Annotated in this window: 32 protein-coding genes and 3 pseudogenes; 2 read left to right on the forward strand and 33 right to left on the reverse strand. The window is 35.5% G+C overall.

What is annotated here, in order from left to right; genetic code table 11:
* Positions 1–7: 7 nt before the first annotated feature.
* The 7 genes and pseudogenes from ABC255_RS16570 to ABC255_RS16600 form a co-directional block, all read right to left on the reverse strand.
* A complete protein-coding gene (locus ABC255_RS16570) occupies positions 8–454 on the reverse strand; it encodes a DinB family protein (RefSeq protein ID WP_412995154.1) in 447 nt (148 codons plus the stop codon).
* Between the two features lie 259 nt (positions 455–713).
* Positions 714–923, reverse strand: a complete 210-nt coding sequence (locus ABC255_RS16575) for a hypothetical protein (protein WP_412995156.1) — start codon at positions 921–923, stop codon at positions 714–716.
* 228 nt (positions 924–1151) lie between these two features.
* Complete coding sequence (locus tag ABC255_RS16580; protein ID WP_412995157.1) at positions 1152–1706, reverse strand: hypothetical protein; 555 nt, start codon at positions 1704–1706, stop codon at positions 1152–1154.
* Positions 1707–1808: 102 nt separating this feature from the next.
* Positions 1809–2702: a hypothetical protein gene (locus ABC255_RS16585; protein WP_412995159.1), complete on the reverse strand. Its 894-nt coding sequence runs from the start codon at positions 2700–2702 to the stop codon at positions 1809–1811.
* Positions 2647–3078, reverse strand: coding sequence for an IS607 family transposase (locus tag ABC255_RS16590; RefSeq protein WP_487247430.1), 432 nt, complete (start codon positions 3076–3078; stop codon positions 2647–2649). Before ABC255_RS16590 ends, ABC255_RS16585 begins: the two co-directional genes overlap by 56 nt.
* Positions 3079–3270: pseudogene (locus tag ABC255_RS16595) on the reverse strand (IS607 family transposase); the annotation flags it as partial.
* 141 nt (positions 3271–3411) lie between these two features.
* A complete protein-coding gene (locus tag ABC255_RS16600) occupies positions 3412–3519 on the reverse strand; it encodes an FAD-binding protein (RefSeq protein ID WP_412995162.1) in 108 nt (35 codons plus the stop codon).
* Between ABC255_RS16600 and ABC255_RS16605 the strand changes: the two genes are divergently transcribed.
* Entirely contained in the window at positions 3518–3880 is a 363-nt protein-coding gene (locus tag ABC255_RS16605) for a TetR-like C-terminal domain-containing protein (RefSeq protein ID WP_412995164.1), read from the forward strand. The genes ABC255_RS16600 and ABC255_RS16605 overlap by 2 nt on opposite strands.
* A 97-nt stretch (positions 3881–3977) precedes the next feature.
* On the opposite strand, the gene ABC255_RS16610 is transcribed toward ABC255_RS16605, so the two are convergent.
* Positions 3978–4565, reverse strand: coding sequence for a hypothetical protein (locus tag ABC255_RS16610; protein WP_412995166.1), 588 nt, complete (start codon positions 4563–4565; stop codon positions 3978–3980).
* A gap of 425 nt (positions 4566–4990) precedes the next feature.
* Positions 4991–5434 (reverse strand): carboxymuconolactone decarboxylase family protein, encoded by a 444-nt coding sequence (locus tag ABC255_RS16615; protein WP_412995167.1) that lies wholly within the window; start codon positions 5432–5434, stop codon positions 4991–4993.
* A 47-nt stretch (positions 5435–5481) separates the two neighbouring features.
* On the opposite strand from ABC255_RS16615, the pseudogene ABC255_RS16620 reads away from it, so the two are divergent.
* Positions 5482–5904 (forward strand): annotated as a pseudogene (locus ABC255_RS16620) (RrF2 family transcriptional regulator); the annotation flags it as partial.
* A gap of 162 nt (positions 5905–6066) precedes the next feature.
* On the opposite strand, the gene ABC255_RS16625 reads toward ABC255_RS16620, so the two are convergent.
* The 24 genes and pseudogenes from ABC255_RS16625 to ABC255_RS16740 all read right to left on the reverse strand — a co-directional run bounded on the left by ABC255_RS16625 (position 6067) and on the right by ABC255_RS16740 (position 23064).
* A complete protein-coding gene (locus ABC255_RS16625) occupies positions 6067–6363 on the reverse strand; it encodes a hypothetical protein (protein WP_412995169.1) in 297 nt (98 codons plus the stop codon).
* A gap of 24 nt (positions 6364–6387) precedes the next feature.
* A complete protein-coding gene (locus ABC255_RS16630) occupies positions 6388–6726 on the reverse strand; it encodes a DUF5655 domain-containing protein (RefSeq protein WP_412995171.1) in 339 nt (112 codons plus the stop codon).
* A gap of 219 nt (positions 6727–6945) precedes the next feature.
* Positions 6946–7098 (reverse strand): hypothetical protein, encoded by a 153-nt coding sequence (locus tag ABC255_RS16635; protein WP_412995173.1) that lies wholly within the window; start codon positions 7096–7098, stop codon positions 6946–6948.
* A 315-nt stretch (positions 7099–7413) separates the two neighbouring features.
* On the reverse strand, positions 7414–7776 hold the full coding sequence (locus tag ABC255_RS16640) for a YciI family protein (RefSeq protein ID WP_412995175.1): 363 nt from the start codon (positions 7774–7776) through the stop codon (positions 7414–7416).
* A gap of 208 nt (positions 7777–7984) precedes the next feature.
* Positions 7985–8341: an MmcQ/YjbR family DNA-binding protein gene (locus tag ABC255_RS16645; protein ID WP_412995176.1), complete on the reverse strand. Its 357-nt coding sequence runs from the start codon at positions 8339–8341 to the stop codon at positions 7985–7987.
* Positions 8342–8548: 207 nt separating this feature from the next.
* Positions 8549–9376 (reverse strand): polyamine aminopropyltransferase, encoded by an 828-nt coding sequence (gene speE, locus ABC255_RS16650; RefSeq protein ID WP_412995177.1) that lies wholly within the window; start codon positions 9374–9376, stop codon positions 8549–8551.
* 32 nt (positions 9377–9408) lie between these two features.
* Positions 9409–10716: a phytoene desaturase family protein gene (locus ABC255_RS16655; RefSeq protein ID WP_412995179.1), complete on the reverse strand. Its 1308-nt coding sequence runs from the start codon at positions 10714–10716 to the stop codon at positions 9409–9411.
* A gap of 136 nt (positions 10717–10852) precedes the next feature.
* Positions 10853–11167, reverse strand: a complete 315-nt coding sequence (locus tag ABC255_RS16660; protein ID WP_412995180.1) for a DMT family transporter — start codon at positions 11165–11167, stop codon at positions 10853–10855.
* Positions 11167–11508, reverse strand: a complete 342-nt coding sequence (locus ABC255_RS16665) for a DMT family transporter (protein WP_412995182.1) — start codon at positions 11506–11508, stop codon at positions 11167–11169. The genes ABC255_RS16660 and ABC255_RS16665 overlap by 1 nt, the downstream gene beginning before the upstream one ends.
* 21 nt (positions 11509–11529) lie before the next feature.
* Positions 11530–12111: a TetR/AcrR family transcriptional regulator gene (locus ABC255_RS16670; RefSeq protein ID WP_412995184.1), complete on the reverse strand. Its 582-nt coding sequence runs from the start codon at positions 12109–12111 to the stop codon at positions 11530–11532.
* A gap of 244 nt (positions 12112–12355) precedes the next feature.
* Positions 12356–12745 carry a VOC family protein gene (locus ABC255_RS16675; protein ID WP_412998572.1) on the reverse strand — a complete coding sequence of 130 codons (390 nt, stop codon included), beginning with the start codon at positions 12743–12745 and terminating at the stop codon, positions 12356–12358.
* A 229-nt stretch (positions 12746–12974) separates the two neighbouring features.
* A complete protein-coding gene (locus tag ABC255_RS16680) occupies positions 12975–13283 on the reverse strand; it encodes a hypothetical protein (RefSeq protein WP_412995186.1) in 309 nt (102 codons plus the stop codon).
* 231 nt (positions 13284–13514) lie between these two features.
* A complete protein-coding gene (locus ABC255_RS16685) occupies positions 13515–14321 on the reverse strand; it encodes an aldo/keto reductase (protein WP_412995188.1) in 807 nt (268 codons plus the stop codon).
* Positions 14322–14737: 416 nt separating this feature from the next.
* Positions 14738–15406 carry a DNA alkylation repair protein gene (locus tag ABC255_RS16690; protein WP_412995189.1) on the reverse strand — a complete coding sequence of 223 codons (669 nt, stop codon included), beginning with the start codon at positions 15404–15406 and terminating at the stop codon, positions 14738–14740.
* 660 nt (positions 15407–16066) lie between these two features.
* Positions 16067–16714: a hypothetical protein gene (locus ABC255_RS16695; RefSeq protein WP_412995191.1), complete on the reverse strand. Its 648-nt coding sequence runs from the start codon at positions 16712–16714 to the stop codon at positions 16067–16069.
* Positions 16715–16875: 161 nt separating this feature from the next.
* Positions 16876–18114, reverse strand: a complete 1239-nt coding sequence (locus tag ABC255_RS16700) for a GGDEF domain-containing protein (protein WP_412995193.1) — start codon at positions 18112–18114, stop codon at positions 16876–16878.
* A 96-nt stretch (positions 18115–18210) separates the two neighbouring features.
* On the reverse strand, positions 18211–18657 hold the full coding sequence (locus ABC255_RS16705; protein ID WP_412995195.1) for a GNAT family N-acetyltransferase: 447 nt from the start codon (positions 18655–18657) through the stop codon (positions 18211–18213).
* Between the two features lie 18 nt (positions 18658–18675).
* Positions 18676–18930 (reverse strand): annotated as a pseudogene (locus ABC255_RS16710) (chromosome condensation regulator); the annotation flags it as partial.
* 146 nt (positions 18931–19076) lie between these two features.
* The gene (gene hflC, locus ABC255_RS16715) at positions 19077–20006 is read right to left on the reverse strand and encodes a protease modulator HflC (protein ID WP_412995197.1); all 930 of its coding nucleotides are present in this window, start codon (positions 20004–20006) and stop codon (positions 19077–19079) included.
* Positions 19999–20964, reverse strand: coding sequence for an FtsH protease activity modulator HflK (gene hflK / locus ABC255_RS16720; protein ID WP_412995199.1), 966 nt, complete (start codon positions 20962–20964; stop codon positions 19999–20001). Before hflK ends, hflC begins: the two co-directional genes overlap by 8 nt.
* A gap of 407 nt (positions 20965–21371) precedes the next feature.
* Positions 21372–21623, reverse strand: coding sequence for an alcohol dehydrogenase catalytic domain-containing protein (locus ABC255_RS16725; RefSeq protein ID WP_412995200.1), 252 nt, complete (start codon positions 21621–21623; stop codon positions 21372–21374).
* Positions 21620–22339 carry a DUF4386 domain-containing protein gene (locus ABC255_RS16730; RefSeq protein WP_412995202.1) on the reverse strand — a complete coding sequence of 240 codons (720 nt, stop codon included), beginning with the start codon at positions 22337–22339 and terminating at the stop codon, positions 21620–21622. The genes ABC255_RS16725 and ABC255_RS16730 overlap by 4 nt, the downstream gene beginning before the upstream one ends.
* A 51-nt stretch (positions 22340–22390) precedes the next feature.
* The gene (locus tag ABC255_RS16735) at positions 22391–22615 is read right to left on the reverse strand and encodes a helix-turn-helix transcriptional regulator (protein WP_307301605.1); all 225 of its coding nucleotides are present in this window, start codon (positions 22613–22615) and stop codon (positions 22391–22393) included.
* Between the two features lie 2 nt (positions 22616–22617).
* A complete protein-coding gene (locus ABC255_RS16740; RefSeq protein WP_412995204.1) occupies positions 22618–23064 on the reverse strand; it encodes a hypothetical protein in 447 nt (148 codons plus the stop codon).
* Positions 23065–23274: the final 210 nt, after the last annotated feature.

A 23274-nucleotide genomic window follows, 5' to 3' on the forward strand; every position in this document is an offset into this window, starting at 1 on the left:
CCCTACGTCATCTTCTAAACATAATATAGTCAACACTTATGGGTTCCTTGTCTGCTGCCCTTAGAAGTTGATTGATCTGTCCTCGATGGTACTGACCATGAAGAGCAACATGAGTTAAGATATCCCTAATGGAATGATGAAACTCTGTACCTTTACTATTTTTATAATAGACTAGTTGATCTAGATCGGTATTGGATAACCTTGAAAGGAATTCACCATAGTTTTGATTATTTTGATTTACCATCTCCGCACATGTTTCTAAACTAACCTCTGACCAAATTGGTAAATGTGAACTATCTGCGCCTTTTAATCGAGTAAACCAAACGTTTACCGCATGAAGAATATGTGAAAAGAGATTATTCGCCTGCTTGTTTTCTTCACCGTTTTGTAAGGTTTCTAGAATTCGTAGATTAGCCCAATGTAAATGCTGAAACATAGATCGGATTGTTTCCAAACAAAGCACCATCCTTTATATGATTTCCTATAGGTATCCCAAGATGATTCTATAATAATATCAAATTGTTTTCCCCTACTATTCATTATACATATATCTTATCAAGCATCCGGATAACGCGCCCTAAAAAAATCTAAAAAGCACATCTCATTAAGAAATGTGCTTGATTGTTCGAATCGAAATTAAGTTTCTCTTACCCTTGCAATATTAGGAAATATCCCAAATTACTCTACACGATTCCTTATCAGGAATGTTTACATTACACGACATGTAACTCTGGATTAGTTGGTCTTGCAACATGCTGATGAATATGATTAGCAGAAATATAGCCAAATACGGTCGTTGGACCGAGGGTGGATCCAGGACCCGGATAAACGCGTCCCATGACAGAAGCGCTACAGTTTCCAGTCGCATACAACCGTTCGAATTTAAGTACAAATACATAGTAAATGTACTCACGTAAAGGCAAGGACGGTGTACCCTTTACGGATTCGCAAGAGAGAATTTCACTCTCACACCAAAGGTGTAAAGCTACATCACGCAGACATCGAAACGTCTGAGGACCAGTATCTTACTGCCTTGATAGGTAATCCAATACCTGCTGGTATTTCTATTTGTTGCCTATTGATTTCGACTTCACGAGCACATTTTCTTCCTTACAGGTTCACTGTGGCATTGCCGCCGAAAGGCAACTAAATTATAGTTGATTTAATAAGTAAATCTTCGATTTAAAAGTATATTTTTTCCATTGTTTAGTGAGTTCTTTCCATTGCTTCCACCTACATATTTGAACAATTTTGCATGGATTGCCTGTTAGTAAGTGTTTAACAGGCATTCTTTCAATCTTGTTAAATTTAAGACTTCGTCTTGCTATCACCATTGCGGCACTTGAATGTGAGTTTAAACCATATTTTTTCATAAATTTATGATGACCAATCTGGCTAGTAAATGCAGGACTGACACCAATTAATCGTACACCTGCCACTTCACATTTATCCTTTAACAAAGCTTGATAGGTTGAATAAGCGAAACCGCTAATTAATTTAGCTTGTTCTGGAGAGTGTGCTTTTAAAACTAGTTTTTTCTTATTAAAATTGAGATTTTCATGTCCAATTGGTTTTTGCTTTTCTTTGGCGTAATTTACAGCTACCTTTAAAGCTTCACTTAAGCTTTGTTCTATTTGTTCACTCGTTGTGTGATGATTTGCGTATCGAACCTCTAAAGATTGAAGATAGTTACCGAAACGGTCCACATCTGTAATGGATAAAAATCCAGCATTGAAGTCGATTCCTACTGAACCAACATGATCAAGCGTTGTCTTTTGTGGTGATTCTACTTCAACTGACGCGTTTACTTACCAAGTATCGCTCTTGCGAATGAACTTCCACGTTGTTGCCTTGTAATATTTTGCTTTATTGCCTTTTCCTTTTGTGTAACCTATAGTCGCTATTTTAGCTTTATCAATTTGTTCCTGTCCGTATGGAAACATCACGTTAGGAATAACGACGTAATTTCCATACACAGGCTCGTCCTTTGTATAAACTCGAATGCGCAGGTCGTTATTCAAATCGTAGGTACATGATTGATTTCCGTATGTTTCGTCTTTGGAACCGACAAAGGTAAATTGGGCTGCACGTCGTGCTTGCCATTCCTTTTTCCATTCTTGGAAAGTAAGGTTATTTTCTTTCAAGTTAAATTGTTTGTGAAACCAATCCTTCGAACCAAAACAAATACGTACTACCTTTTGTTCTAAGTCGCTTTCAAGTTTTTCAAGTTTATGAGTAAGAGCATATAGTTTCCGTTTTTTTTGGTGAAGTGCGTTTCGCAATTTCCTATAGCTTCTAACTTTTTTAAGGAACGTTTTCTCATTTCCTTTCATTTTAAGGAGAGAGATATGAGCTTTATCTTTTTTTTTCACTTTCTTTTTAATGATGTCTGAGGTATTCTGAATTTTGATTTTGGTTTCTTCAATATATAAATTCTTCAATTCGTTTTTGGAAGAAATTCTCCCTTTTAATTGCTTCTTAATGCTATTGAATTGACGAGCTGTAATTTGGTGTTTTGCACAATAAGAAACTTTCAACTCATTTTCTGGCATTTTTCTAACATACATATCGACAAACAGTCTTCGTTCTATCGTACCGAAGGTACGTGCTGTCTCTTCTAAAAATTGATAAAGTGGAATTGATTCTTTATTTTTGAGAACGATTGCTTTGTTCTTGATTTTCGTCTGATAGGTTTTGAACATACACAATCGTCTCCTTCGCCGTTTTTTGTAGTCCTTTATGTTTTTTACTGCGTAGACCATACAATTTACCAGAAAAACTAGTAATTATACTAATTAAATCATCCGCCAGTTCTTCCTGTGCTGATTTAGTAGTTTCTTCGGAGTCTAGTACATGAATAGTTACGCCATGACTTTTAAAATACTCATCCAAATATGCGTAACCAAAACGTGTTAGACGGTCTTTATATCGAATCGCTACATCTGTGATGATTCGTTCTTTAGCCAAGTTCATTAATTTTAATAAACCTTTCCGATGGTCATTCAATCCTGAACCCACATCACTCAAAGTCTCAACTACTAAAAAATCAGGTGGGATATTTTCTGCTAAAAAAGAGATTTAACGTTTTAAATCGCCTTTTTGTTTTTGTTCATTAGAAGAAACTCTTGCATAAATAGCAACTTTACGTTGAGTTTTCTTCACATTACCTTGTAATCCTTCAATTTCACTTAAGGGAATTCTTCTGCGTCCTCCTAGTGTGCGCACGGTAGCAATTTTTCCGGCTCTGTCCCAATTTTGAATAGTTTGAGTTGATACCCCTAATTACTTTTGGCTTCTTACCTATTTAATAGTTTATCCATAAATTTATTATAAAGTAATATATTTCCAATTTCAAATAACACCTATTATTATCTAGTATTATGTATTTATATTTATTCGGTTAGCTGCTGATTACCCTTCAATTGGCTGACCATTTCTTAATGCTTGCCCGTGTTCGTTTGCTACAATCCCTCCTTTTGTACCCAAATCGCCAGGGTAGATTTTTACAGCATAAAACATGGAAGTCTTTGAGCTTAATAAACTTACGACTTCCGCAATTAAGGTGTTTGATCATGTTAAAAGATTTGCTGTTTTCTACTCCCTAACGGTTCAAACGACTACGTTGGCCGGATTTCAACATAGGTTTTGCAGTATATTCAAAGAACTAGCATTGAACGATTTTTATAAAGATTTTCCAAATCCGAAAATTAACACTGAATTAAGTGCAGGTTATCAAGCCTATGCCATTTTTGGATTAATTATAGAATGGATTAATGGTGGATTTAAATATAGTTCAAGTTACATGACAGAGCAATTACTAGAAATAATCAAATACAATCAATCCGGTTCTGTTTATAATCCTAGGATTGATAGTAAATAAGTACCTTTATTTTGAATCTATAGGATAAATTAAAAAAACCGGACATGGTGAAACATGTCCGGTCTAGCAATTACGGTTGGCTGCTTTATATAGTTTCCTATTTCTCAATTTTGATATTCTGGTTTATTTCTTTTACAATCAGGTTCGAAATATTTTGGCAATGGTGCATGACGGTATCCACGACTACATCGGAAGCATATTCCATAAAGTGAATCATAAAATCTTTGTTATTTGGTTGAAGGAAGGTACCTATAAAATCAATTAACAGATCATTTACTAGCCTGATATTGTAATAAACCAATTCAGCATTGGCTACTTGTTCTTCTATCGTCGAACCTTTGTACATCATTTCCTTAAAACGAGGCATATTTTCGGCGAAGAAGTTAGACTCGCTCACTTGTCTAGGCACATCCAACATAAGCGTATGAAAAGTTTCCTGCGGAACAAACTTTTCTTCATTAATACAATGCTTTAAAAAAGCTAAAGCTCGATTCGTATTTTCAATCAAAAAGGTCACGTTTTTAAGTAGTGTCTCTAGATAATCTTCTTGCGAAGCCACACCCTGTTTTATCTCTTTTAATACTTGAATCATTCTTTGTGAAAGCTCGTCCTTTTTCCAATGGGGCTGGTTAATGACAGCGCTTAAAACACCTGCGGTTTGTTTGGATAATATTTCTTTAGACAATGTTTTTCTCTCCCCTATTTTGAGCGTATTTACTTCTATAGAATATCATATTACTTTCTGCATGAAACTCCCATTTTTTGTATGCATGATGTATTCGGCAATTAAAAAATGCTATGAATGGCAGTATCTTTAATAAATGTAAAAAGAGCCAAAATACGCAAGCAGTGCATAAAAACTTACATATCATTGGCTCTTTATTATTATTTCTTATTGTGTTACAGCACACAATAGGTTAAGTACGATACTTCACAATCTAAGAAAGAAAGCGACTCCATACTTATAGAAAGACCCGAAATGATTTAAGGCAGAACCAGCTGGTGTTAATTACTCTATAAGAATAAAATGGAAAAGCATCCAAACAGGTTCATTTGGATGCTTTTTTCTACAAACTGAGACGTAAACAATAAGAAATTCGTTGAGAATTATTATTTTTCAGTTGCTGTATTCCCCATTGCAATAGAAATTCTATTCCAACTGTTGATTTGATTGATTATTAGAACAAGGTCAACATATTGTCTTTCGTCATAATGTTCACGCACTCGGTGATAAAGCTCATCTGGCACACGTTTTGACGGGATTAAAGTCACGTACTCAGTGAACTCAAGAGCTACTTTTTCTGCATCTGTGTAAAATGTACACTCTCTCCAAGCACTAATACAATATAAACGTTGTTCCGTTTCTCCCATTTTTCTAGCATCTGCCGTGTGCATATTCAAGCAATACGCACAACCATTTATTTGAGAAGCCCGAATTTTTATAAGTTCACGAAGTTTACGGTCTATACCTGTAGTTTTCGTATACTTCTCCATTTCAATCATTATTTTAAGTGCTTCTGGTGCTACATTGTAATAATCAACTCGTTGTTCCAATTTAATTACCTCCTTAATAGGTTTACAATTAAAGACTAATTTAATCGAAGGATTTAGCAGAGTTTCAAGGGCTTTCTGAGACATTTCTTTCAAAAGTTTTCGGTAAATTATCAAAGGCTGGTATTGTAAGTTCAGTTCCCGGAGTTAAGGGTGGTTATAAACTTGCTAAATCTCCAGAAGATATTTCCTTTTGGGATGTAGTTGAAGCAGTTGAAGGTCCTAAGCCTATTTTTCAATGTAAAAATATTAAAGATAATGGTTATTTGTATAGAGAAGGTTGCTGTACAGCTCCCTCCTTTTGTACTATCAATTTAGTTATGCTCTCTGCGGAAGAAAAAATGCGTGATTATTTACGTAGTAAAACACTTTCGTGGTTAAATGAAGAGCTTGATCGTGTCTTACCCAAACATATACGTGAAGATACTCGGAAATATTTTTCGAAGAGCAACATATTAAAAAGCCTCTCGTAAATTCCTTAAATAAGGAACTTAGAGAGGCTTTTTTCTTAGTTCAAGGACTTTCATTACTTCTTCAACTAAACTGCTTCGTTACTTCAAGGCAACGGATACTCCGCTGCCTTTAACTAGTGCTCCCGTTAGTTCAATAAGCTTAACGATACTGACCTATCTACTTTAGCCAATAAAGCCTCCAATAATAGCTCCTCCGATTACTCCTATGCCAATGATTGGTATATAGGCACTTGTAATAAGTGCGTCTGGGAGGCTAATTAACAACCCTATCAAAATTCCTTTTGTCCAACCATACATAGGAAGAACAGTTACTGGTATTAAGAAACCAATTGTAAAACGATTAATAAATGAACCAATAATAGCAATACGTTTATCTTCAAATTTCATCGGGAGCATAAGTAGTACAGATAATAAACCAAATATTATACCAGATATAATTCCTAAGAAAATACTGTTCATTAGTAATAAATATCCTTTCTCTAACTAACTCATTAATTGATATGATTCTTTTAAAAGAACTAAAAACTCTTGATTTAGTTCGTCTTTACTATGAAATCTAAAGTTATTGTGAAATCTGTTTTTTGAAACTTGTTCAATTTTAGTAATCTTCTCGTGTTCAATTTGATGGTTTGTTACTAAATTAAAATCTAACCATTTCTTTTTTGGATGAACTCCTCCAAAGGAAGATTTATTCAAAAGATGTATAGAAGTCTTTTTAAACTCAATTTCAAAAGGTCCAATTTCTTTTAATAAATCGAGTATTATCGAATATATTTCATAAACATTAGATGCCTTATTTAAGAATAATTCATCTTCTGACATATCACCATCTCCTACTTTCACTCTAACATATTAAAATTTATTACCTTTTTTTGCCTATTTTTACATAATTTTACCATTTCGTTATTCAACTAACATGCCACGTTAGTTGATCAACGAAAAAAAGAGCTGCGTGCCGCAACTCCATCTTTAACTCAAGCACCCCATTACTTCAATAACCTATCTTCTATTTTTCTTTAATAAATCAATAATGTAAAATAATTAGGTTATAATAAATGCCCCCAATAAAACTAAAATAAATCCTGTAATAATTTCAATTTCTACAAAGACACCGCTAATTAACAACGGTAATGAAAAAAATAAAACAACCGCTACCAATATCGTAAGCAAAAAAAGACTTAAATAACGTCCCATTTGCCCTCCTCCCCCTAAACCTTTAAATATCTATAAATATTCTATAAATTCATTTCTATTCCTTGTTAAACTAAACTGCTTCGTTAGCACAATAATAAAAACCTGCCGCAACGACAGCCATGCTCTTCAACTCTTGCACCTTTTAGTTTAAGTACACCACTTCACAAACATCAGTATTCTAAAAATAAAAAATAAATCATTGCATTTATATCAAGCCATGATGGTTACTGATCCTATATCTTTAATTCCTAGCTTTATGATTGATTAGAACCACTTCAATAGAATCATTGTTAATCCGACGTGCAGCTTATTTGTCTATTCAAATACTTGGCGAAGCTCGATCTGTCCTTCTCCAAGACCATGCGGATCTGGCGCACGCATCGCCCACTCAATGGCTTCTTCGCGAGATTTCACATCTATGAACCAGTATCCTGCAATCAACTCATTGACTTCGGCGAAAGGACCCTCTGTTATGGTCGGCGGTTCTCCCGGAATAGGGTAAGAAATACGAATGCCGTTGGAGCTTGGATGGAGTCCACCAACTGATACCAGAACTCCTGCTTTCTTCAGTTCTTCATTGTATTTTTTCATTGCAGCAAACATCTTCTCCATCTGCTCCTTTGGCATTGTCCCTGCTTCAGAATCCTTCGAAGCCTTCACAACCATCATAAATTTCATTAGTCACTCCTCCTTTGTACTTGCTTGGTTATAGCTTTCTGCTGAAAATAGTAATTCGAATAAAAGTTCTTCCCTTTTTATGTTATTCAACATCTGAACAGAGAATCCTACTACAACTAAATTGCACCTTTACTTTAAGTAGATTATTTCATAATCATAGTAAGTTCCACAGATAAAGGCATTAATCCCTCCTGCTTAATCAATGCCTTCACTTTTTGAAAATAACTTTACTATTACTTTTTTTAGTTAACATATAGCTTTGTTTTATCATTTCGTAAATTTCTTCCTTTGGAACAGTCCCGTCAAGAATTATCGAATTCCAGTGGTCCTTATTAAGATGAAATGCAGGAACTACCGAATAGTAAATCTGACGCCAATAATCCAAAAAACCGGGTTCACATTTCACATTAATCCAAATATGTCCATCTTTTTCAAATATCCACGCAAATACTTTCTTGTTATCTATATGTCGCATTAACGTCCAATTCTTATCCCGAAATGGATAATCTTCATATGTATTACCCATCCCCATACAGTAACCGATAGCTTCCTCTCTATTTTTCATTGTTAACCTCTTCTCTAACACCTTGCTAGTTTTTTAATAAAGCTGCATCCTTAATTATAACCCTTGGACCCTTTATTGCACTAACCTGCTTCTTTAGTACAATAACAAAAAACGCTAATCCTTCTTGGATTAACGCACCCGTTAGTTTAAGTGATAAGTTTCACAAACTATAAGAATTTCTATAACGTTGGTTCTAGTCACCTCAACTTATTTACATAAATCTTCAACAAATCTTGGTAGACTAAATGATGCTACATGCAATTTAGGTGTATAATACTTTGTTTCAAAATCAATATTTCGTGAAGTTTCAACCTGCAACGGATCATATAATTTCGAACCAATCGTAAATGTCCACATTCCGCTTGGATACGTTGGGATGTTACAAGTGTATAAACGAGCCACTGGAAAGATTTCTATAGTATCACGAATAGCGTTTTTAATCAGGTCACCCTTAAACCATGGGTTATCAGTTTGAGCAACGAAAATTCCATCCTCTTTTAATGCTTTAGCAATTCCCGCATAAAATCCTTTGGTAAATAAGGCAGCGGCTGGACCAACTGGTTCTGTAGAATCAACAAGAATAACATCATACTCATTTTCACTATTTAAAATATGCATAAACCCATCTCCGATGATTAACTCGGTACGTGGATTACCATACTCACAAGAGATGTCAGGTAGAAACTGCTTTGAATATTCAACTACTTTTTCGTCTATTTCTACCTGAACTACTTTTTCAACACTAGGATGTTTTAATACCTCCCGAATTGTACCACCATCTCCACCACCAACAACTAATACCTTTTTGGGATTTGGATGTGTAAATAAAGGAACATGAACAATCATCTCATGATAAACAAATTCATCTCTTTCAGCTGTCATCACCATACCGTCTAATACTAACATATTGCCAAATTCCTTTGTTTCAATCATATCCAACTTCTGAAATTCTGTTTGTTCTGAATGCAGACTTCTATATATTTCTGCAGTGATACCAAAATTTTTCGTTTGTTTTTCTGTAAACCATACTCCCATACCATTAATTCCTTCCTTTAATAAATTTTGAATTATTTCTTTTGTAAAATTAAATTACATGCATGATAAGCACTTGAAAACGATAATTCAGACAATTGACCCTTCCCTTGACACCAGTCTCCTGCAAAAAATAAATTTCGATAATCAGGAAATGAAATTGGCATAGCTTGCTGATTCATTGTCCATTTTATTTCTTGAGCAGAGGCTTTTTTTGATATTCGAGGAACGACTAATTGATCTCGCCATCCAGGAAAGTGCTTGTCATATAGTTGTTCAATTTGTTGCTTGTATTCGTCTAACTTTTTCACATTTCCCAAGTCTTCTTCATTTAAATAAGCAATTGCTTGGAGAAGTTGCCCCCCTCTTGGGACACATGTTTCGTCATAATAGGAAATATCAGTAATAAACATTTTATTATGCTTATCGTAAATGTAAGTGTAAGGGGTATCTATTCTTTCTTTTAGACCAATATCATAAACAAAAACGTAACTACTTTTGTATTGAGCATATTGTTTTACTAAGTGTTTAATTTTGGTGTCAACAAATAACTTCGATAATTCTATAGGAGGAATACAAAAGACAAAGTTATCTCCTTTGAATGTTTCGCTTGATGTCACAACAGATACTACACGGTCATTTTCCGTTTCTATGTTGACTATTTTTTCTTTTATTCTGATTTCTCCCCCGTGCTCCTCAATTACATGAACAAATTCATTTATTAACGCCTGCCATCCGCCCTCAATATAAGCTACAGGTTTGTTGGTCGAAAATAAACGATGATAATAAGAGAAAAATACATCAGAAGGTATTTTCTCTGGCTCTTTTGTAAAAAAGTTAGAAGACGCAAGCGTAAGCATCATTTCCCGAACGTTTTCGTCTAATTGCTCATTTTCCATCCACTTCTTAATTGAAATATGAGGGTGACCCTTTTCTCTACCCAATAATGTTTTCAAAATCTCAAACGTGAATTTTACTTTGCTAGCACTATCGATAACTTTTGTTCTGAATAAACCAATAATGTTAGCAGGAATATCGGTTAGAGTAAAACCTAAATCATATTTGGCTTTGTTGGGATTAAAGTCACGCCAACCAATTTTAATTCCTAGTTCGTACTCTAGTTGTTTTAGTGTAGAGGAATCACGACCATAAATAGCATGGGCACCAAAATTAAATTTAAAGTCTTTTATATTTAACGTTATTGCTCTTCCTCCTATATTACCTCGTTCCAGCAAGAGTATTCTTTTACCTTTTTTTGCAAGTAATGCGGCAGCCGATAAACCTGCTAAACCTCCACCTACAATGATAGTGTCATATTCCGTTCCATTTTCATATGTTCCCATTGAAAATGCCTCTCTTTCTGTCGCTAACAAATAGTAACGGTGTCCGTATTTTCTAAGTTGCCACACAAAGATGTTCTATTAGTTCCAACGATTGATTGATAGGGTTGGTGTTTTTTGTTTTGGTTAGCACTCGGATTTAATGTGTCAGTTTCAACCCAATTACTGCGGCTAAGATAAGTCCTATAAATAAGATTCTCTTCCAATCTTTCGGTTCTCCATAAAACATCATTCCGACAATTGCTCCCCCTATTGTCCCGATTCCTGTCCATACTGCATAAGACAGTCCCATCGAGAGGCTTTCCATAGCTAAAGATAATAAACTAAAACTAATAGCAAATCCCACAAATAGTATGAAATACGACTTGAAGTTTTTTTCTCTATTAATCAAATTCATACCAGTTACGCCAACCACTTCAAATATTGCAGCGAATATAAGAAATATCCAAGCCATTATACTGCACCTTCTTTCTCACCAGATTCTTTAGTAACAAGTTTTAGACCAATTACACCAACTAAAAGCAGAATAATAAAGAAAATTTTAGTCCAACTGAAGGGTTCTCCAAAAACAATCATTTCAACTAAAACTGTTCCAGCTGTACCTATCCCTGTAAATACTGCATAAGCAGTAGCAACTGGTAATTTTTTTGTAGCCTTTAGCAATACAACAAAGGATAAATAGATAAGAAGAAATGTTCCAGCCCAAGAAATCAAATTAGTTGAATACTTTAACCCCATCGCCCAAAAAATCTCAATAATACCAGCAATAATTACAAAAACCCAATTTCGATTCATTTAAATTCCCTCCTAGAGTTTTTAATCATTAGAAATTCCACGCCAAAACACATACCAAGATGCATCCAATCTCTTTTGTAAACGCTCTGGACCTCCATATATCATTTCAACGAATATTCCATCTAAAACCCCCATAAATGCCGTTGTGGCTCGATGTCCACCAATAGTTGAACAAATCTCACCCTTTGTTATTGCTCTTTCTATAATTGGGAGAAAAAGTTCTTCTAATTTATCCAGGTATTCGTTAACGAATATCATTACGTGTTCATTGAGATGGATTGGCGGATAAAAAGAAGTACGAATCATAAATTTTGTAGAATCGAGCTTTTCATATCGCTCTATACAGTGCAATAGAAAATTAAATAAGAAATCATTAGTAGGTTGAGCCTTATTCCTTCCTATAAAGTTAATAACGCTGGTTAATTCATTCCCGAATGAATCCTTGCATATTTGAAGGAACAGCTCATCTTTTCCTTTGAAATGAGTATAAATTGATTGTTTTTTTATCCCTACATCTTCAGCGATATGTGCTAACGATGCTCCTTCGTACCCATTTTGTGCAAAGTGTTTTAAAGATACTTCCTTAATTTGATCTGATGTCATTCTATTCATCCTCCCGAACGGTCGTAAGGTTAATTTAACACTTAACTTTTGCCAAGTCAAATATTATTTTTTCATTTTAATTAACAAACAATTCTTTTTTAACGTAACTTGTTGTTTACTACTAAAAAAAGTGCTTAATCCAACTCGGACTAAAGCACCTTTTCGATATATCTTTTTTAAACTAACCTGCTCCGTTACTTCAATAAGAAAAGCCTCCAGTATTGGAAGCCTTTTATCTTTTTATTTATAAATCTTTCTTGTCAACATTTAGTTCAATCAAATTACCATCTGGATCCGCACAGAAAATTTGAGCGAATCCACTTTTTCCATACGGTTTTTCAATGATTTCAACTTCATTTTGTTTTAACCATGTAAGAGTGTCATTGTAGTTCTCGACTCTAAGAGCAAAGTGACCTTCTCTACTGGATAAGCTTTTATCCTGCCGAATCGTCTGTGAAGAGGGATCGACTATCAAGTGGATTTGCTTTCCCTCTATTTCATACCAGGCACCCGCAAAATCAAAATCAGGACGAGGTATTTCTTTTAAACATAAAGTATTCCCATAGAAATCTTTTGCTCTTTTCAAATTTGTGACGGTAAGACTTACATGATGGAGGCATTTATATTTAATCAAAACCTTCACTTCTTTCATTTCAATTAATTTAATTTTTACTTTAGTCGTTTCCGACTAAGATGAACAACTCGGACCGCAAACGAAGCACTTGGAATGAACAGCTTGATTATGTAAATTAAACAATTCGACAACTAGATACGTAATCCCTTTTCCACCTTTACCGCTCCTCTAGCTGAATGCCGCAGCAACCCCCACTGTTGAACAAACGCACCAAGTTAGTTGAACAAAACTATTTCGTTTTTGAAACGTAGAATCCTGTTCCATTTTCTTGTGGTACAAATACCTTAACCCCAATTGGCATATTTTTTAGCATTTTCTCTGCCCTGTTTTGTTCTTCAACTGTAATAACTGTGGGAATATCACTTCCTTTAGTTAATAGCTTCCCTTGTGGTACAAACCCTTCTTTTGCTGACGAGTTTTCTGCCCTGTTTTGTTCTTCTGCTGAAACCTTTGTGCTATGGAAGTTTTCCGCAAAACCAACAACTGATAAAGCTAAAACTCCTGCAAAACCAAGAGTTAAAACTAATTTCCTTTTCATATTAAAACCTCCTAAAAATTTCTAGTAGACAAGCATATACTATTATACATATTTACCATAAGTAAAATTATGTTAATTTTTAATAACAAAGCGTCTCCACTTTAGAAACACACCTCAACTAAACTGCACCTTTAGTTCAATAAAAAAAAGGTACTACTCCAATCTCATTGTTTTGAAAAAATTAAAATCCTAGCGATATTATTCATATCACTAGGATGAAAGACTAACTAATTATAAGTTTTCAATTTTTTCTATATCTTCTGTAGATAATACGAAATCGAAAAGATCTATATTAGATGCTTGATTTTCACGGTTGTGAGATTTTGGAATAACAATCACACCGCGTTGGATTTGGTAATTTAATAAGACTTGTGCACCAGATTTTTTATAGGCTTTACCGATTTCATCCAAAACTTCTTTTTGATGGGCTTCGGCTTTCATAGGTCCCCATGCAACAGGTGTAATTCCCTCGTCTTTTAATACGGCAAGGAGATCTTTGTTAGGTTCTTTTAAGTTAACTTGTATTTGATTAACAGCTGGCTTCACTTTAGCGAATTCTTTCAATTCATCTAGATGATTTTTTCCAAAGTTTGAAACGCCGATTGCTTTTAGTTTGCCCGCTTCGTAATATTCTTCAAAGACTTCCCAAGTGTTTTTAAGTTGTACTTTGTCTTCGATAGGGAAGTGAATAAGAAGCAGGTCGAGATAGTCTGTTTGGAAGTTTTTTAGACTGTTATCGATAGCTGCTCGAGTAGCTTCTTTTGAAGAAATATATTCTTCGTTGCCTGGAACTTTTGTCGTAATGAATAACTCTTCTCGAGGCACTGTGCTTTCTGCTAAAACTCTTCCTACAAGTTCTTCGTTTCGATAAATGATGGCTGCGTCTATTGAACGGTATCCCAACTCAAGTGCTGATACAAGTTCAGGAATTTCATTAGTTAACGCCCCGTTATACTCGTTATTTTCTTTTCCATAAGTATTTGTACCTGTACCAATAATTGGCATTTTTAACCCATTATTAAGTGTTATGTAATCCATATTCTTAAGCACTCCCTCTGTATACTCTAATTACTTTACTTACAAAGAATATCATAACAAATAATAGAATTTTCAAAAAGCTATATGAGAGAATGCATAAATCCTATTTAGATCAACGACCCTATTAGTTGAAGAAGGACGATCACCATTTATGTGGAAATCGTCCATTTTTATTTCCAGCTGAACAGTATCGTTGTACTGTGCAGCTGGAAAGTTGTTCTTCTTAAAGATAAGCGTCCTACAGACCAAAAAGAGATAGTGGGTTAATCCTTTACATCTTCCTTGCAATTTCACTAACTAGCTACCATAACTCGTTGTTTTCTTTATTTTTCGTTCCAAGCCTATTACAATTTCATATTGAGGCTTTAAATTCCTTTATTTTTTTCATTAAACCCTAATAAATTTTTCAGAGGTAACTAATAATTATGTCGTTTGTTAACTTCAATTGTAATAAACTCCGGTAAATAGCTGGGAGTACATCCCTTTGCTACTTTTTCATCTTTGTAAAGCCCCGTTTCCTCACCAAGTTTAATACAACGTGCACGATTCTTTTCATCATAAACGCCTATCCAGCCTGCAGTGAAATTCATAGCCCATTGAACTTCCGGTTCTTCCTGCGTAATATTAGCTTCTAATGCAGATAGCAAGTATGCGGTGTCATCAGGCGGTGTTTGTCCAGTCCATCTCAATCGCCCTTGATAATACCAGAAAGCTCGTCTTTGAAGAGCAGAAGGACTATTTTCCCATGTCACCATCATTGCAATTTTCTTCTTGTCTTTGGTGAGTTGATTAGCCATTAACCAATCCATTATGTTATTTCGCTCATCAAAAGTGTGAGTCTGCATATCCTTATCAAGCTTATTTAGCACATCTTGTGAAAGAAGTTTTTTGTCCATAATTAAGGTTGCTAATAGTCTGGGCAAAAACTCTTCGGTTGACCAAAGTTCCATAGCTAGTTCGTGATCTTTTTTAATGTCCTTCGCGATTTTTCGCAAGTCGCCTAGTTTAGTTTTACTATTAATCTGAGGTAGAATGTTTTCTGCTTTTGAAAAGCGTTTTATTTCTGTACCATTATTTTCATTCATTTTATACAACTCCTTTATTAAAGCACTGTTTCATAATATGTCCTTTACGGGATATATCAAGAACTTAATTTCGTTATAAGTCTTATTGCAGTGGTGTGCCTCCAAAGTTAATATTGTAGTATATATCGTATTAAAGCTTTCCCCAACTATAATAGAAGAGCAACCATCTTTAATAAAATAATAACATTTACTTCCTTTTAATTGGATACGAAAAGAGCCTTCCTTTTTAAAGAAACGCCCCCATTACTTCAATAAGACACTTGTTAATTATTCCTGTAAATACATTGAAAGCGTTCAACGCCAATATATTTTTCTCCTAAACTTGTTATTTCGAATCCATATTTTTTATAGAAACTCACTGCATCATTATCGGTTTCAGCAAAAACAAAAACCAAAGAGTATTGTTTTAAAATAAAGTCAATCATTTTACTTACTATACTTTCGTTTCTATGCCTTGTTCTTATTTTTTCATTAGAATGGATTTTCCCCTTTGATAAAAGGGATAAAGACTACATAATTTGAACCAATAAAAGTAAGCCAAAAGAATACCGAGGTAATTCGTTTTTTAAAGAGAATGCTTTCCTTTGATATACATAAACCAACAACCAACGTGTATAAGACGAATAAAATATATGAAACACCAAACCAATTCACCCGTTATTAATAAGTGCTAGAAGGATCATGTAACAATTTAATTAACGCTATAATTTTTTCATCGTCACCTTTTTTAACGTTGATTAACTTGGTATTTTCAATTATATCTTTGTAGAAGTTTTCACCAGCAGGATAACTGCCATCCCAACGTAAAGGAACATTGTAGACATTAATCGTTCCATCTCCGTTCCCACTATACGTTACAGACCCATCTACTAAGCGAGAACCTGCTAACTGAATCACATTCTCTGGATAATTATCACTTGTTTCATCATCGGGATTGATTGGTGTACCAGCCGGAATATGTAAAACATTCAATTCCTCTATTTCTTGATTCGGACCAAGTTGCAACCAAACCCGTGCGTATTCAATTTGTTCACTTGAATACTGGGAAAGTGGTTCGTTGTCCTCCTGACCGCCTGCATTTGTGGAATTACTTTCCGATGAGTTATCATTCGAGTTAGTATTAGGGGATTCATCTGAAGGAACGTTTTTTTCATCGTCATTTTCTTTATTAGGCGAGTCAGTAGAGACTTCCTCTTTATTTGTGGACGACGCACCATTGGATGTTTCAACACTTTCACCTTTGGAATTAGAACAACCTGTGAAAATCATCAAAGATACAATTAATATAACCGAAAAAACATTTTTCAACTTCTACACTTCCTTATATGTATATTCGGATGTTCATAAGTTACAAAGATAATCAGGAGAAGACCAGCTCTAACCGGCCATTAATTAATAAACCTTATAATAAACTGTAAACCCCGATGGATGTCGGGGTTTATTATGAAAGAATGGTATAGTCGAATTCATTAAACTTGGTGGGCATGGAGTATTTCAAAAAATTCAACTCGGTTGCGTCCATTTGTTTTCGATTTGTATAGCGCAATGTCTGCATTCTCCAGTAACTGCGTGATTTCTTCCTCTTCAGATACATTTCCGGTGGCAAGACCAATACTAATGGTAACTTGATTGGACACTGGGGAAAACGCATGAGGAATCTTCAATTCCATTATGGCTGCCCGAATACTCTCTGCAAGGTTATTAAACTCCTGTTCATTCAACTCAAATCCAGCAATAACAAATTCTTCTCCACCAAATCGAGCGGTTATACTGCTGGTAGAATCCATACATTGTTGGATGGTGGCAGCGACGGACTCGATGACTTTATCCCCTTCAAAGTGCCCATAATGATCATTGAATGACTTAAAAGAGTCAATATCAAGCATCATTACAGAGAGTTTCTGATTACCATGTGTTGTCGATAAGGCTTTCCGAATATATTGCTGGAATCCTCTTCTATTTGGGATCTTCGTCAATTCATCCATAATGGCCATTTTCTTTAGTTGTTGATTCACCCTGGCCAATTCAGAATTCATTTTTTCATTTTCTTCAATTTTCGCTGCAAGACTTTGATTGGTTTCTGTTAACAGAAGCTTGTTATAAAAATTTGTAGAAACATTCTTATATAACATTCTAGAAGCTAACCAACAAAAAAATAAAAAAACAAAAAGATTAATATAATGCCCCATTACAATCGTAGACGAAGGTTGAAAATATGGTAACCCAATGAACAAGACGGCAATCGGTGTAATATAAAGCTGTAAAATGGTACGATTGGAGGCGTGAAAGAGAATAGACACACACATAAAGTTAACAACAAATGCCATGATATGCCCGTAATCCTTTTGGTCAACGAGTGAAACCACGGACCCCCATACCAAAAAGAAATTAACAAAACAAAGTAATCCAACACGAAACCATTTTCCCTGCCCACTAGAAGCAACCTTTTTACCAAAAAACCTTATATAAATGAGCATGAACATACTCATTAGGAACAAAGTCAAATATAGAATTAAATAAATATTAATCCCATGGGAACCTTGATAGGTCGTGGCTAAATTTAATCCTATTAGAATGGCTTCAAATAATAATACAATTCTAGCAAATAATTTGCAGCGAATTATGTTTTCCTTTAGCAAAAATTGTTCCAGCATTTTTTGTTTTTCTAGGGATACAACTGGAGCCCCAAACGAGAAGTGGAATTTCATCTTTTACCTCATGATTAGAATTGTATAGTATTCTCATTATACAAAAAAATGAGAGAATAACATAACACTGCTATCAATATTCATTTATTTAGTCAATCATTCTATAACCTTTTTCACTAAAAACGCTGAATTTTCCAACACCGAGAACCCATTTTTTTGATAAAAATGATAAGCTGGGACTGTCTTTTCAGTAGCTAACGTTATATGCTGAACATCTTCATCTCTTAATCTGTCTTTTATTAGAGTAAGAAAAGTACTACCTACACCTTGACTTTGATTTTTTCTTGAAATAAAGAATTCCTTAATAAAATATTCGCGACCTTCCCACCAGTTAAAAATATATCCTAATGAACAACCAATTAGCTCTTCTTTTTCATTAAATAAAGCTAATGAGAGCGAGTTATTATTCTCTGTTAAATCTTTCATATATAGGTCTAATTGCTCTTTATTCCACTTATCAAACCAAGGTTCGTTTGAAAATACATCTAAGAATAACTTTTTCATTTCCTCGTAATCGCTTTTACTTAAAATACTTACATTCAATTAATTGAACCTCCAGTATTAAAAATTAATTTCAGGCAGTTTGATGCCGTGCCAACTGCTTATATCGCATTGGCCATATTCATTATCACCCACAGCAATCACCGTGCCATCCGATTTTAGACCGATAGTATGGGCACAACCCGCGGCGATCGCCATAATATCTCGCCAGCCGCTTACATCACATTGGCTATATTTATTATCACCAACAGCTGTCACGGTTCCATCAGAGTTAAGCCCAACGGTATGGCGACGCCCCCCAGCAATGGTATCTCTTGGCCACTGTTTAAGCTTTAACTGCCCTTCTTTCGGTAAAATGTAATCCATGTTTCACCTCTATAAGTATTTAACAGTGAAGAAACCCTGCTATGCCAAAGCAACTAGCAGGGCACTTCCATTTATTTTAATTCTTGATAAAATTTTTAATCCGTATACCCCATCAACAAACGTGCATAAGGAGAATCAGAAGGAAGGACGATAACTGTCTGATCATTAATTGTCTTTTTATATGATTCTAACGTACGGTACATAGAATAAAAAGTTGGATCTTTCGAGAACGATTCATTATAGATTCTCGCTGCTTCCGCTTCCCCTTCAGCACGGATGGATTCTGCTTCCGCTTTTGCCTTTGCTAGCAATTCCTGCACTTCTCGATCGGTATCAGCCTCAATTCTATTCTTTTCTGCATCACCCATTGACAAATATTCCTGTGCCTTCGATTCTCGTTCAGAAATCATTCTCGTGAATACGGACTGTTCATTCTCGGAAGGAAGATCTGTTCGCTTCATCCTTACATCTGTAACGACGATGCCATAATTATCGTTTCCGAGAAGATCATTTACCTTTTCCGTAATCCTGTCATTTAAAGAACCACGTGATGATTTTTCATCATTAATAATTTCATCATAGTTTAACTGCCCAAGCTCTGAACGAACGACGGAGTAAATAAATTCCTCCATTCGGGATTCTGCCTTTTCAACGGTCCTTGCATTGGTGATCATTTTTTTAGGATCTTCTATTCTCCAAATAGCATAGTTATCGATGAGCATCCGTTTCTTATCCTTGGTGTTGATCTCAGCTTCGGTAACATCATACGTCATTTGATATTTTGGCAGAGTCGTTACACTTTGAATGAATGGAACTTTATAGGTTAGACCAGGGGTTTTCACAATCCGTACTACTTCTCCAAATTGGCGAATTACTTTATATTCGCCTTCTTTAACTACAATGAGATTTGAAATGAGTATTGCTAAGAGGATGATGACGATGACAAAAATGCTGCCTATTTTTGTGTAGTTTTTCCAGTTGAATCCTTTTGGGCCACGACCGTCCATATTGACTACATTACTCATTTTTTTCACTTCCTTCCCCAGTTGTCTTTGGCTGTTGGTTTTCCAAAGGTCTGATCGGGAAATATTTTAACGTATCTCCATTATCGTTCATAATATAGATCTCAGCATTCGGGAGAACTTGTTCAAGCGTCTCTAACATTAACCGCTGGCGAGTAATGTCAGGATTTGTTCGGTATTCATCATACAGCTTATTGAATACAGAAACATCCCCTCTTGCGGTTTCAATCCTTGCTGCTTTATCACCTAGTGCCTTAGACTTTAGAGCAGCCTCTTCCCCTTTGGCTTCATTGGTTCGTTTGTTTCGATATTTCCCAGCTTCATTAATCTTTGTATTCATCGTTTCACGGGCATCTGTTACATTAGTAAAGGCTTTTCTAACCTCGTCATTGGGCAGTTCCACGTCCTGAAGCTTAACGGCCAATATTGAAATCCCGATATCGTATTTTTCTACCAATGTAGATAACAAATCCCGGACATCGGCTTCGATTTCAGCCTTTCCAGAGGTTAAAGCATCATCAATTTTAGAGCTGCCGATTATACTTCTTAAGGAGGCGGAGGTAGAATTATACAATATTTCTTCTGGGTGCTCCGCATTAAACAAATATTTAGCAGGGTCGGTTATTTTCCATTGGACCACTAAGTCCGCTAAAACAATATTTTCATCACCTGTAATCATTTTCGTTTCCTCAGGGAACTCTTTTACTTTTCCATCTTTCTCTTCATATCCAAATTGCAGACTAAAGGTTTCCTTTGATAACGTTTCAACCGATTGTATTGGCCATGGCATCTTAAAATGTAACCCAGGTTCGGTTACTCCTTCTTCAACTTTTCCAAAGGTAATAATAACGGCTTGCTCACTTTCATCGACCGTATACCACGTGGTAAAACCAACAATAACCAGGATGGCGCCTAAAAAAATAAGTCCAACAGTTTTATAGATTCTATTTATAGTCCACATGCTGTCTCCCCCTCTTTCTATAAGGCTATAGCTTTATTACGGCTATTTTACAAAAAAGTTTCAATTTTCAATAAATAGAGGACCAAAGGAGGACTAAAGGGACGGTTCTTATGGTTTCGCGGGGTTCCCAAGGGAAGGTAAGAAGCCACTAAAAAAATCCATATAAAAGAAAAAAAGAAGTTAATTAACTACTCAGGTAGGTAATCTGACTTCTTTTTTTTGTTTATAGAGACATATATTTCTGACTACACTACTTTAAAGTTAACACAATAGATGGCGACCGCTTCTTCATAGGACATTGCTGCCGATTTGATTGCCATAGGGGTGTTTTCGTTCAGACATTTGTATTCAGCTTGGGCGCCAAATGTCTTAGCACTTAACCCAAATACTTGGTCGCATATCTTATATCATGTTACTTTTTTGCCAACCGCATCAATTATGCCTGCCAGCTCCGTACCAAATATCGGGTTCTTCGGTCTTTTAAACCCGTATACAAGCTTAACGATGGGAGAGCCCTTTCGAAAGGTACAGTCCGATGGTCCGACGGAAGCCGCGTGAATTTTTATCCTGACTTCATGATCTTTAGGGATTGGCGTTTCTACCTCTTGGAGCTTAAAAACATCCGGTGAACCATAATTTGTGCATATCATGGCTCTCATATGGTCGCTTTCCTTTTACTTTTTAGAGTGAGGGTTGTAATCGCATTTTCGTTAAATCCTTTTACGAGTAGCCATACTGCTAAGATCATTTCATTCGCTGCGACTGGCACCGCCAATACAGCACCCCAAAAAGAAATTTGAGGGAATACACCAAACATTACGAACAAGGAACAAACGAAAACACAAGTTGCTCCTGTCATACCTAGGATTGATATAAATCTGGGTACAAGCTTGGTTTTGTAAAATATATAACTATACATCACAGTATTGATACCAAGCATGAAAAGTGGACCTAGCATGAATGTCCAGTCATGTATTGCTTTAAGGATTATTCCTGAAGAATGAAAAGATGAAGAATCTGGGGCTCCTGCTGCTACGAATTCCCGGCTTAGGGTTAAGAGGGATAAGACACTGATGACACCAACTGTAATAATAATTGCTTCCAGAAACCTGAAGCAAACATGCCAAAGGGCGATTGTTTCATTATACTGTCTTAACAATGGAAACATGGTTGTGGCCGTTCCAACCGCTGAAACGACAAGTATTAATTCCATTACAGCTCCGAGTATCACTTGGTTGGCGTGTTCGGAACCTTTAACTAGATAATCGGGACCGTTTAGGACCGGATCGTATAAGTTTAGACCTATTACCGCTGTTACAGCAGCAAGGATAAACAGGACTCCCACAATTTTTGCAGCTTTTCTGTTTGAATTCATTTTTCTATCCCCTCACGTAATAAATTCAAAAACTGTAAACATTAATCGTTCTTACTGCTTTGTCTGATCCCCATAAAAGAATACTTCTTCCAATGGTAAGTTGAAGGCATGAGCGATGCGAAAAGCGAGTTCCAGTGATGGGGAGTAGTTTCCCTTTTCAAGAGCTACGATGGTTTGTCTGGTTACTCCCACCTTGTCAGCCAACTGCTGCTGTGTCATTTCATCATGGTTGAATCGTAATTTACGGATGTGATTGCCGACAAGATTTTTACCCATTCTTACACTCCTCTCCGATAGTGATAAAGTTTTGTAACTGAACCGGTGACATCTGAAATGAAACCTCCAGAAATCAGAATAATGAACATCACATGTAACGGTTGATAGAAGACCAGCGATCCCATTGCAAAAAGAAAACCAACAACAAACACAAAAAATGAATTTCGGAACGCTTTCAAGTCAATTAACTTATCTAATTCATCCGCAAATGCTGGTTCTTTCTCATTGGTCGTCAGTCTAAATACAATGTTGAAAATAATGCTGATGATGATATGCGCGACGATTGAAAATAAAGTCAGGTAAAGGACGAAGGAACCCCAATAATGAAAAACCTCACTCGAGTCCACACCCTCTCCTGGGTAGCGCGGATACATGAACAAACAATACGCGACGAAAATGAGAATAGCACTAATGACCGAAACGATACTTTTCTTTTCTTGATAAGTCATAATTCACCTCTTTAGTGTATGATTATTTTTACAATAAGTTAAACTTGTTATACTAAATGTAAAGTAAACTATACATCAAGTCAAGTGTAATTTACAAAAACAGGCAGGATAATTCCTGATTTGACCAACATGTTAATCTTGCTGAACAATGCAAATGTAATTATCACTACACTAAACCAAAAGCAAAGCCCCTCTGATTGGATAAAATCA

The organism is Neobacillus canaveralius, from assembly GCF_047237705.1.
Classification (GTDB): Bacteria; Bacillota; Bacilli; order Bacillales; family Cytobacillaceae; genus Neobacillus; species Neobacillus niacini_K.